An 11949-nucleotide genomic window follows, 5' to 3' on the forward strand; every position below is an offset into this window, starting at 1 on the left:
ACCAATTTCTTGAGAAAGCAAAAAAATAATAAAGGTCAAAATCCTTTTTCTCTCTCAAGCAAGACAAAGTATAGCACAATAAATTTTATTTGAAAAGGGTTAAAAAACACTGAAACGCCCATTTTTAAAGGGGTTCAGGCAAATGTTAATAATGTTAATAATGTGAATAACTTTCGAAAATAATTTGTCGAAAATTGTAAAAAGGCTTTAAATAGGGCATTTATCAGGTTTAAAAATACAAAATGTTATGTAAACTAAAAATCCGTAAAAATGTTGATAACTTTTTACCACATTTTTACGGATAGTGTTAATAACTCTATTTACCTAGCAGCTTTTCGCCGATTTTATAGACATCTCCGGCACCCATAGTTATTAATAAGTCATTATCATTACAATTTTCTAATAAAAAATTTTCAATTTCATCGAAAGTTGGAAAATAATGTACTTCAGTACCTAATTTTTCTATTTCATCAGCCAAATTTTTAGAACTAATTCCTAAAGTGTTCTTTTCTCTTGCTGCATAAATATCTGCAAGAACAACAGCGTCAGCCTCTGATAATGCTTTTGCAAACTCAGGAAGTAGAGCCTTAGTTCTTGTATATGTATGAGGCTGGAATACAACCCATAACTTTTTATGAGGATAATGTTCAGCAGTCTTAAGCGTTGCAGTAATTTCATCAGGATGATGAGCATAATCATCAATAATAGTTATATCACCAAGTTTGCCCTTTAATTGGAAACGTCTGTCAGTTCCGCCATAAGCTTCAAGACCATTAAGAATATCTTCTTTATCAATATTTAAAAAGTGAGCAGTTGCAATTGCTGCAAGAGAGTTATAAATGTTGTGCATACCTGTTACCTTTAAAGTAACTCTGTGCTTAAATTCTCCTTCAACATACAAATCATAGCTTCCATGAGCAAATTCATCAAATGTAATATTTTTTGCAGTGTACATACTGCCTGATTCTTCAGAACCTACAGTAATAACTTTGCAGTCTAAGTCTTTTGTAAAATATTCGAGATTGTCGATGTCTCCGTTGATAATTAAAGCTCCGTTAGCAGGAAGCAACTCTGCGTATCTTCTAAAACTATGACGAATATCATCTAAATCTTTAAAGAAGTCAAGATGATCTGCGGCAACATTTAAAATAATGCCTACAGTTGGTGCAAATGATAAGAAGCTATTTGTGTATTCGCAGGCTTCAGTAATCATTGTTCCTGAGTGACCAACTCTGGTGTTACCTTTGATTGCAGGCATAATTCCACCGACTAAAATAGTAGGGTCAGTATTTGCCTGAAGTAAAATCTGTGAAATCATTGAAGTTGTAGTGGTTTTTCCGTGAGTTCCTGAAACACCAATTGCAACATCGTAATTTTTCATCATTTGTCCTAAAAACTCTGCACGTGTTAATGTTGGAATCCCATATTCTCTTGCAGTTACTAATTCAGGATTATCATTTTTTACCGCAGCTGTATAAATAAGTACATCAGTGTCAGGTGAAACATTTTCGTTACGCTGACCGTAGAAAATCTTTGCACCTAATGATTCAAGATGTGCTGTAATCTGTGAATTTTGATTGTCAGAACCTGTAACAGTGAAATGTCTTGATAACATAATTTCTGCTAAAGCACTCATGCTGATTCCACCAATTCCCGTAAAATGTAATTTACATGGTTCGTTAAAATTTAAAATATACATTTGTGATACCTCTTTTAATAAGTAATAAATTTTGGTTACTTTATATTAAGTAGTAACAAAATAAAAGTTTTCAATATTATAAGAAAGTAATTATTTTTCACTTTATTTTTTACTGAAAAAACGCCATATTTACTGAAAAATAAAGGTTAAACTCTCCTATTTGCTTTATAAGTATACTCTTAAAAAAAAGAAAATAAAAGGAAAAATTTAAGATTATGACATTAAAAGAATTGTTAAAAAAAAGACAAATTAGAAATTAACTGCAATAATATGACGAAAATTGTTGAAAATGCACAAAAAACTAAATAAAAACGTTTCGTATATAGAAAAATGTAATAAAAAAATCTAAGAAAATCCTTTAAATATGGGCAATTAAATGGTATAATTTAACTACTTTATAAAATTAGCAGCGAGGTGAACGACATGATTAAAAAAGAGATGATTGCCATGTTACTCGCAGGCGGACAAGGAAGCAGACTTGGAGTTTTAACATCCAAGGTAGCTAAGCCTGCGGTTGCGTTTGGAGGCAAGTATAAGATTATTGATTTTCCACTTAGTAACTGTATTAATTCAGGTGTAGATACTGTAGGTGTATTAACACAGTATCAGCCATTAAGACTTAATGCCCACATTGGCATTGGAATTCCATGGGACCTAGATAGAAATATCGGAGGAGTAACAGTATTACCTCCATATGAAAGAAGCGAGCATACAGATTGGTATACAGGAACAGCTAATGCTATATATCAGAACATTGATTATATGCAGAGCTATAATCCTGAGTATGTAGTAATTTTATCAGGTGACCATATTTACAAGATGGATTATGAAGTTATGCTTGACTACCATAAGGCCAACAATGCAGATATTACAATTGCAGTTATGCCGGTTCCTATTGAGGAAGCAAGTAGATTTGGTGTTGTAATTGCAGATGAAAATCACAGAATTACAGAGTTTCAGGAGAAGCCACCTGTACCTAAGAGCAATTTAGCCTCAATGGGTATTTACATATTTAGTTGGGATGTACTTAAGGAAGCGCTTTTAGCACTTAAGAATCAGCCTAATTGTGACTTTGGTAAGCATGTAATTCCATACTGTTTTGATAAGGAACAGAGAATTTTTGCTTATGAATATTCAAGCTATTGGAAAGATGTAGGAACATTACAGTCATATTGGGAAGCCAATATGGAATTAATAGATATTGTACCTGAATTTAATTTATATGAAGAATTTTGGAAAATATATACTAAGAGCAGTTCATTGCCACCACAGTATGTAGCCAAGGAGGCATCTGTAGAAAGATGTATCATAGGCAACGGATGTGAGATACATGGTAACGTATCTAACTCAGTAATCAGTGCCAATGTTGTAATTGAAGAAGGAGCAATAGTTAGGGATTCAATTATTATGGACAATACGGTTATTAAGAAAGGAACTGTAGTGGACAAGGCAATCATTGCAGAGAATGTCATTATCGGTGAAAAATGTACAATCGGAACGGGTGAGTATGCAGAAAGTAAACTTGATACAAGAGTTTATGCCAGTGATTTAGTAGTTATTGGTGAAAATTCAACCGTACCATCCAATGTTACAGTTGGAAGAAATGTAGCTATATCAGGTAAGACTGTAATTAGCGATTACCCTGACGGAAAACTTGAATCAGGAGACTATATAATTAAGGCAGGTGAAATTTAATGAGAGCGATAGGAATTATTTTAGCAGGTGGAAACAGTAACAGATTAAAAGAACTCTCAGCAAAAAGAGCCGTAGGGGCAATGCCAATAGCAGGTAGTTACAGAGCTATTGATTTCGCTTTGAGTAATATGAGTAATTCTCATATTCAGAGAGTAGCTGTACTTACACAGTACAACGCATGGTCATTAAATGAGCACCTTAGTTCATCAAAATGGTGGGATTTTGGTAGAAAGCAGGGAGGCTTATATGTATTTACTCCGTCAATTACATCTGACAATGGTTTCTGGTATAGAGGAACAGCAGATGCAATTGCACAGAATATAGGATTCCTTAAGAAGAGCCATGAGCCATATGTAGTTATTGCATCATCTAATGCAGTTTACAAGTTAGACTACAATAAAGTATTAGAATATCATATTGAAAAGAATGCAGATATAACAATTGTTACAACAGATTTACCGGATGGTAAGGTATCTAATTATGGAGTAGTAACAACTAATGATGATGGACGTATTGTAAAATTTGAAGAAAAGCCAATTGAAAGTGATGGAACTTTAATTTCAACAGGGGTATATGTAATTAGAAGAAGATTACTCATCCAGTTGATTGAACAGTGTATGGAAGAGGACAGATATGATATCGTATCTGACATTATACAGAGAAATAAGAATAATCGTAAGATTTACTCTTATAAGACAACTGATTATTGGAGGAATATTTCTACAGTTGATGGATATTACAATACAAACATGGATTTCCTCAAACCGGAAGTTAGAAATTATTTCTTTAGAACATATCCGGATGTATATTCAAAGGTAGAAGATTTACCACCGGCAAAATATAATCCGGGAGCAGATGTTAGCAACAGCTTAATTTCAGGCGGATGCATAGTAAATGGAAAAGTAGATGATTCGGTTGTATTTAAACAGGCTTACATCGGAAATAACAGTACGATAAAGAATTGTATTATACTTAATGATGTTTATATTGGAGACAACGTACATCTTGAAAACTGTATCGTTGAAAGTCACGGAACAATTAAACCTAATACAGAAATAATTAATCATGAAAGTGAACCTAAAATTATAATAGAGCGTAACTTTAGATACGGGTTATAAAAGTATTTGACGCATTGATATGTGATGATTGATGCGTAAAAATAAAAGTAATGTTCTACAAAACAATGAGGAGGCAAAAATATGAATATTACAGATGTAAGAGTCAGAAAGATGACAAAAGAAAGCAAGATGAAAGCGGTTGTTTCAATTACAATTGATGATGAATTTGTTATTCACGACATCAAAGTAGTAGAAGGTGAAAAAGGATTGTTTATTGCAATGCCTAGTCGTAAGGCAGCAGATGGAGAATATAGAGATATTGCTCATCCAATCAATTCACAGACTCGTAATTCAATTCAGGAAATTGTTTTAGCAGCTTATGAAAAAGCATTGTTAGAACCAGATCCAGAATAGACATAATGTAAATTGGAATAAAAATAGTTATTATCTTAAAATGGCATGACCGATTGTGGTTATGCCATTTTTAATTATACACAATTTTAGAAATTTGGCGAATGTATAATCGCTGAGAAGAAGCAAAGTAGCATCGAAGTTCTATGCACAACAGTCATATGTATAAAAAATTGTGTGCAGTTTAAATTAATTTATTGCCAAAAAGTCTTTAAATAAAGAGCAATAAAGGGTAAACTATAATAATAAAATGTAAAAGATAAAGAGATAGTAATAAATGAGAAGGTTTTTAGAAAAAATTTATAAAAATAAAGGAGAAAATACATGTACGCAATAGTAGGACTTGGAAATCCGGACAAAAAATATGACAAGACAAGACATAATATAGGATTTGATGTAATAGATGAATTAGCATCTCAGATGGGAGTTCAGGTAAATACAAGAAGACATAAGGCACTTTGTGGAATAGGAATGATAGGAAATGAAAAGGTCATACTTGTAAAGCCACAGACATATATGAATAATAGTGGGGAATCTGTAAGAGAAGTAATGGATTTTTATAAATTAGACCCACAACAGGAAATAATAATAATAGCAGATGACATCAGTCTAGATGTAGGGAAGATAAGAATAAGAGCTAAAGGAAGTGCCGGTGGTCACAATGGACTAAAAAGTATAATAGCCCATACCGGTACACAAAACTTTAAGAGAATAAAAGTTGGAGTAGGTGAAAATCAGGGAGATTTGGTTAATCACGTGTTAGGAAAATTCGGTAGCAAGGAAAGAAAAATCGTAGATGAAGCGGTACGAAACGCTGCATCAGCTGCTGAAGTAATGATTCTAGAAAATATTGAGACTGCAATGAACAAATATAACTAAATTAAAATAATGTTGAGGTTAAAAACTCACAACTTTGATGCCTACGGATTGTTTCATGCTACGCCGCCATAATTCTGGCATCATTAAAACAATAAGGAAGGACACAATGAATACATTTTTTTATCCACTACAAAAATTAAATGGATTTGAACGCGCTAAGGAATGCCTTGATACAGGAAAAACATGTCAGGTAACAGGGTGTGCGGATTCTCAGCTTGCACATTTTATAACAGGATTAAGCGATGGCTACAAAAATAAAGTCATCGTTACTTTTAGTGGAACAAAAGCAAAGGAACTTTATGAAGATTTAAAAGCATTTGATAAAAATGTTGTATTGTATCCTGCGAAGGATTTCATATTCTTTTCAGCAGACGTACATGGAAACGTAATCCTGCAGCAAAGACTGGAATGCATAAAGAAACTTGTAGAAGATAAACCATGTACAATTGTGACTACAGCAGATGGACTTATGGATAAAATAATGCCATTAGACAGAATTAAAGAAAATGTTCTGGAAATTTCTGAAGGCAGCATTATTGAAATGGATGCAATAAGACATAAGCTTGTTCAAATGGGATACGAGGGAGCAGAACAGGTAGAGTCACCGGGACAGTTTGCTATAAGAGGAAGTATTATAGACATTTATACATTGACAGACGAAGTGCCATATAGAATTGACATGTGGGATGATGAAGTTGATATTATAAAAAGCTTTGAGGTAGAAACACAAAGATCAATAGAAAATCTTGAAAAAATAACAATATATCCGGCAACTGACTATGTATTAACAAAAGAAGAAATAAGAGCCGGAATTGATAAAATAAAAAAAGACTTAAAGAAAAATTCTGAAGCACTTAGAAAACAATTTAAAACAGAAGAAGCGCATAGACTTGAAGTTATAATAAAAGAATTTATAGATAATGAAGAAATAAATGAAAATGGAATGTCATTTGATAGTTATGTAAACTATTTCTATGATGGAATGGTAAGCTTTATTGACTATTTAAAAGATGCGGCGTTCTTTATAGACGAGCCAAAAAGAGTTGATGAGCAGATGAAAGCTGTTGAGACGGAATTTAGAGACAGCATGAGCAATCGTTTAGAAAAAGGTTACGTTTTGCCGGGACAGACTGACATTGTGTGGAGTAGAAAAACAATCGAAAGTAAGCTAGACTCAGTAAAGAAAGTGCTATTTACTTCATTAGATCAGACTGTAAAGAATTTTACAGTAGATGAAATTGCATCTGTAGAAGCAAAAACAATAAGCCCTTATAATAACAAATTTGAAATGCTAGTTGAGGATTTAAAAAAATATAAAAAACAAAAATATCAAGTAATAATGGTTTGTGCAAGCCTGACGAGGGCAAAAAGACTAGCAGAAGATTTACGCGGATTTGGCATAAGTGCATTTTACGAAGAGGATAAAGAAAGAGAAGCACTTAGTGGAGAAGTAATGATAGTGACAGGACACCTGCGCGGAGGCTTTGCTTATCCTATGATAAAATTTGTAGTAATAAGTGATACTGATATTTTTGGTGAGAAAAAGAAAAAAAGAAGAAAGAAACATAATTATTCAGGCACAAATATTTCAGATTTTTCAGATTTAAATATAGGCGATTATGTTGTACATGAAAATCACGGACTTGGAATCTACAAAGGAATTGAAAAAATTGAAGTAGACCGCACCGTGAAGGATTATATAAAAATAGAATATGAAGGCGGTAGCAATCTCTATATTCTTGCAACTCAGCTCGACATGATTCAAAAATATGCTGACAGTGAAGCAAAACCACCTAAGCTTAATAAATTAGGTGGAACTGAATGGAAAAAAACAAAAACAAGAGTTAAAAAGGCAGTGGCAGATATTGCCGACGAGTTAATTGAATTGTATGCGACAAGACAGGACAGCACAGGATTTGTATTTAGTCCGGACACAGAATGGCAAAAAGAATTTGAAGAGATGTTCCCGTTTGAAGAAACAGATGATCAGTTAGAAGTAATTTCTCAGGTTAAAGCGGATATGGAAAGCACAAAGACTATGGACAGACTTGTATGTGGAGACGTAGGATTTGGAAAAACAGAAGTTGCCATACGTGCGGCATTCAAGGCAGTACAGGATAATAAACAGGTAGTATATCTTGTGCCGACAACCGTTTTAGCGCAACAACATTACAAGACATTTACACAAAGATTCAAAGATTTTCCTGTAAGAGTGGAAATGCTTTCGAGATTTAGAACAAAAGCAAATCAGGAGCAGACAATAAGAGATTTGAAAAAAGGTTATGTAGATATCGTAATCGGAACCCACAGAGTTCTTTCAAAAGACGTGAAATTTAAAGATTTGGGTTTACTTATAATAGATGAAGAACAACGATTTGGTGTAAAACATAAAGAGAAAATTAAAGAACTAAAAAATAATATAGATGTATTAACGATGACTGCAACGCCAATTCCAAGAACATTGCATATGAGTCTTATCGGAATAAGAGATATGTCTATTATGGAAGAACCACCACAGGATAGAATGCCGATACAGACATATGTAATGGAATATAATGATGAAATCGTAAGAGAAGCTATAAACAGAGAGCTATTACGAAATGGTCAGGTTTATTATGTATACAATATTGTACAAAACATAGCAGAACGTGCTGCCGAAATACAAAGACTTGTGCCTGATGCAAATGTAGCATTTGCACATGGTCAAATGAGTGAGCGACAGTTAGAAACAATTATGTATGATTTTGTAAATGGAGATATAGACGTATTAGTTTCTACTACTATAATAGAAACAGGGATTGATGTTTCAAATGCAAATACAATCATAATTCATAATGCAGAAAAAATGGGATTATCTCAGTTGTACCAGCTTAGAGGACGAGTAGGTCGTTCAAATAGGACTGCATATGCGTTTATGATGTACACAAGAAATAAATTGCTATCAGAGGTAGCAGAAAAGAGACTTGGTGCAATAAAGAATTTCACGGAATTAGGTTCCGGCGTAAAAATTGCCATGAGAGATTTGGAAATACGAGGAACCGGAAATTTACTTGGAGCGCAGCAACATGGACACATGGAGGCGGTAGGTTATGATCTGTACTGTAAAATGCTAAATGAAGCAATTCTTGTAAGAAAAGGAAAAACTCCGACACTTGAATTTGAAACAAAAATTGATGTACTTATAGATGCATTCGTTCCTGCAGGGTATATTAAAAGCGAGAGCCAGAAGATGGATGTGTATAAACGAATTGCAGGCATAGAAACGCAGGAAGAATACGAAGATATGCAGGATGAGTTAATAGACAGATTTGGAGAAATGCCTAGACAGGTAGAAAATCTGTTGAAAATTGTACTCATAAAAGCAACAGCACATGAAGCTTATATAACTGAAATAACAGGAAATAAGACAAAGCTTAAATTTACAATGCATCCTACGGCTCCGATTGAAACAGAAAAAATACCGGAAATACTAAGCAAATACAACAGAAGATTAAAATTAATTCCGGACAAAACACCTTACTTCGAATATATTCCGATGAAACCGGCAAAAGACGCTGATGAATTGATGGAAAATATGCGAAAAGTAATTGAAGATATCCGAAGCTTAAAAAGAAGTTAATCAGAAGAATTACTAATGATGGAAAAAATATAACATAACAATAAAATGGTTATGGCTGAGCAAATCTCAAAAATAACAACACAGCAGCATAAACAGGAGTAGAATCGATGAAAAATAAAAAAATGATGGCTACACTTACATGTTTTGTAGTGGCAATGGCTATAGTGGGATGCACAAGTAGCAAATCCCCTGATACCAATAAGCAGAAGGAAACTACTACGGAATCAGTAACAGTAGAATCAAATTTAGAAAATTCATTAACACAAAATAATAATGAACAAAATAATCAACCATCTAGTGAAAGCCAGACAGTTGCATCAAAAGAATCGATAGGAATAAAAATAGAAGACATTGATTCTAAAGCAGACATAGCGGACATATATATGGATGAAGTTCGATATTATGCCTACAAAACACAGGCAACATACGAAGTTTATTATATGTCAAAAAATAAAGAACTTAAGTGGAATAAAAAACTAAAAATAGGTGTAACACTAGAAGAAGGAGTAAAAAGCCAGATACTTAGCAATATTTGCGAAAGACAGGCATTATACGAGGAAGCTTCAAAATATGACGTGTCCTTGAGTGCAGAAGAAGAAAGCGAGGCAAATGAAGAAGCTGACTACTATTTAGAAAATTCCAGCGAAAAAATGTTATCAAAAGTTAATATTAGTAAAGAAAGACTAGTTGAAATTTACAAAAAAGAAAAAATTGCAAAAAAAGTTGAAGATATATTAAACGCAAAAGAAAAAAATAGCGCAGATGAAATGTATCAACAATGGAAAAGCAAAGTTACAATTGTAATGGAAGAACCTTGGGGCAAAATAAACTTTTCAGAAAAAATAATGGAAGAGTAAAGAAAGGAGAAACTGATATGGGATTTTTAACAGGAAAGACAGCCATTATAACAGGTGGAGGAAGAGCAGTATTGCAGGATGGAAGCTGTGGTTCAATAGGTTACGGAATAGCAACGGCTTATGCAAAAGAAGGTGCCAATTTGGTACTTACAGGACGTAACGTTAAAAAACTTACAGACGCAAAAGAAGAATTGGAAAGCAAATACGGAATAAAAGTATTGCCAATTCAGGCTGACATAAATGCCGGAGCAGACAATGAAACTGTTGTTGCAAATGTAGTAAAGCAAACAATAGATGAGTTTGGAAGAATTGATGTGTTAATAAATAATGCACAGGCATCAGCTTCAGGAGTAACAATAGCAGATCATACAACACAACAATTTGATCTCGCAATGTATTCAGGAGTTTATGCGGCTTTCTACTATATGAAAGAATGCTATCCGTATTTAAAAGAAACAAAAGGCTCTGTAATTAATTTTGCATCAGGTGCAGGACTATTTGGAAACTATGGACAGTGTGCTTATGCTGCAGCAAAAGAAGGAATCAGAGGACTTACAAGAGTTGCTGCAACCGAATGGGCAGCAGACGGCATAAATGCAAATGTAGTATGCCCACTTGCATGGACAGCTCAGCTTGAAAATTTTGAAAAAGCTTATCCGGATGCATTTAAAGCAAATGTAAAAACACCACCAATGGGACATTTTGGAGACGTGGAGAAAGAAATAGGTCGCGTATGTGTACAGCTTGCTTCTCCAGACTTTAAATATATGAGTGGTGAAACGCTTACACTCGAAGGAGCCTTAGGCCAAAGACCATAGATAATAAATAAAAAATTAAAAATAATTACGGATTATTCTAACTAAATTGGGATAATCCGTAATTTAGTTTACATAATATTAAAAAGAAGGAAATGGCTTAAAAAATTTTACGGTAAAAAATAGAAAAAAGAAAATAATCCGTAAATAGTAAAATGATATTTTAGAATAAATAAAAAACAAATCCAATCTAACATAAAGTATTAATAGGTACCAGACAGATTGATTTTAGAATATAAATTAAAACAAGTTAAATACAACACAGATAAAGTCATACTGATATTATATTTAAATAATAAGTAAAACCAATTCTATTAATGTAGGATGACAAATATCGCTAGAAGTAATAATTGCAGTTAGATTTAATTGACAAATACATAAAAATAAAAAAATTAAAAAAGCATGTTGACAACAGTCGAAATACGTAGTATTATACACAAGCTGACTGCTGAGACAGCAGTTCAGACAGAAAAATTTAATTGATTCTAAGTTTTGAATAACGAAGAAAAATATAAAAAAGTTGTTGACAAAGCAAAACAATCGTGATAGTATAAACGAGTTGTTGCTGAAACGGCAACAAGCAAAACAAGAACATTGATAATTGAACAGCAACCATCCCTGAAAATGAATAAAAGATTTTCAGTGAACGTCATCAGAAATGATGAATTCCAAAACAACAGTAATTGATGGAAGAATGGCTAACGTCATTCTGAAATGGATTAAAAACTTTAAACGAGAGTTTGATCCTGGCTCAGGATGAACGCTGGCGGCGTGCTTAACACATGCAAGTCGAACGAAGCACCTTAGACAGAATTTTTCGGAAGGACGACTATGGCGACTTAGTGGCGGACGGGTGAGTAACGCGTGGGTAACCTGCCCTGTACCGGGGGACAACAGTTGGAAACGACTGCTAATA

Annotated in this window: 8 protein-coding genes and 1 rRNA gene (1 of these 9 running past the window's edge); 8 read left to right on the plus strand and 1 reads right to left on the minus strand. The window is 33.5% G+C overall.

Features of this window, described 5'->3' with window-relative positions; translation table 11 throughout:
- Window positions 1-316: 316 nt before the first annotated feature.
- Entirely contained in the window at window positions 317-1699 is a 1383-nt protein-coding gene (gene murC, locus CCC31_RS08225) for a UDP-N-acetylmuramate--L-alanine ligase (RefSeq protein WP_290850824.1), read from the minus strand.
- Between the two features lie 423 nt (window positions 1700-2122).
- On the opposite strand from murC, the gene CCC31_RS08230 reads away from it, so the two are divergent.
- From CCC31_RS08230 to CCC31_RS08265, 8 genes are all read left to right on the plus strand, one after another.
- On the plus strand, window positions 2123-3394 hold the full coding sequence (locus CCC31_RS08230; protein ID WP_290850826.1) for a glucose-1-phosphate adenylyltransferase: 1272 nt from the start codon (window positions 2123-2125) through the stop codon (window positions 3392-3394).
- The gene (gene glgD, locus CCC31_RS08235) at window positions 3394-4512 is read left to right on the plus strand and encodes a glucose-1-phosphate adenylyltransferase subunit GlgD (RefSeq protein ID WP_022089208.1); all 1119 of its coding nucleotides are present in this window, start codon (window positions 3394-3396) and stop codon (window positions 4510-4512) included. Before CCC31_RS08230 ends, glgD begins: the two co-directional genes overlap by 1 nt.
- 81 nt (window positions 4513-4593) lie before the next feature.
- Window positions 4594-4866 (plus strand): septation regulator SpoVG, encoded by a 273-nt coding sequence (gene spoVG, locus CCC31_RS08240; protein ID WP_022089209.1) that lies wholly within the window; start codon window positions 4594-4596, stop codon window positions 4864-4866.
- 321 nt (window positions 4867-5187) lie between these two features.
- Window positions 5188-5742: an aminoacyl-tRNA hydrolase gene (gene pth / locus CCC31_RS08245; protein WP_022089210.1), complete on the plus strand. Its 555-nt coding sequence runs from the start codon at window positions 5188-5190 to the stop codon at window positions 5740-5742.
- A 106-nt stretch (window positions 5743-5848) separates the two neighbouring features.
- Entirely contained in the window at window positions 5849-9361 is a 3513-nt protein-coding gene (gene mfd, locus CCC31_RS08250) for a transcription-repair coupling factor (RefSeq protein ID WP_118565847.1), read from the plus strand.
- 107 nt (window positions 9362-9468) lie between these two features.
- Entirely contained in the window at window positions 9469-10218 is a 750-nt protein-coding gene (locus CCC31_RS08255) for a hypothetical protein (RefSeq protein WP_290850831.1), read from the plus strand.
- Between the two features lie 17 nt (window positions 10219-10235).
- The gene (locus tag CCC31_RS08260; RefSeq protein ID WP_022089213.1) at window positions 10236-11036 is read left to right on the plus strand and encodes an SDR family oxidoreductase; all 801 of its coding nucleotides are present in this window, start codon (window positions 10236-10238) and stop codon (window positions 11034-11036) included.
- Between the two features lie 725 nt (window positions 11037-11761).
- Window positions 11762-11949 (plus strand): 16S ribosomal RNA (locus CCC31_RS08265) (it continues 1346 nt past the right edge of the window).

Origin of the sequence: Eubacterium sp. LMAG:50, assembly GCF_008680265.1 — a bacterium.
In the GTDB taxonomy this organism is placed as follows: Bacteria; Bacillota; Clostridia; order Lachnospirales; family Lachnospiraceae; genus Eubacterium_U; species Eubacterium_U album.

What these genes read in the sequence shown, in the direction of transcription:
- murC (WP_290850824.1), bottom strand. Translation starts at nt 1,699, where the DNA reads ATGTATATTTTAAATTTTAACGAACCATGTAAATTACATTTTACGGGA.
- CCC31_RS08230 (WP_290850826.1), top strand. Translation starts at nt 2,123, where the DNA reads ATGATTAAAAAAGAGATGATTGCCATGTTACTCGCAGGCGGACAAGGA.
- glgD (WP_022089208.1), top strand. Translation starts at nt 3,394, where the DNA reads ATGAGAGCGATAGGAATTATTTTAGCAGGTGGAAACAGTAACAGATTA.
- spoVG (WP_022089209.1), top strand. Translation starts at nt 4,594, where the DNA reads ATGAATATTACAGATGTAAGAGTCAGAAAGATGACAAAAGAAAGCAAG.
- pth (WP_022089210.1), top strand. Translation starts at nt 5,188, where the DNA reads ATGTACGCAATAGTAGGACTTGGAAATCCGGACAAAAAATATGACAAG.
- mfd (WP_118565847.1), top strand. Translation starts at nt 5,849, where the DNA reads ATGAATACATTTTTTTATCCACTACAAAAATTAAATGGATTTGAACGC.
- CCC31_RS08255 (WP_290850831.1), top strand. Translation starts at nt 9,469, where the DNA reads ATGAAAAATAAAAAAATGATGGCTACACTTACATGTTTTGTAGTGGCA.
- CCC31_RS08260 (WP_022089213.1), top strand. Translation starts at nt 10,236, where the DNA reads ATGGGATTTTTAACAGGAAAGACAGCCATTATAACAGGTGGAGGAAGA.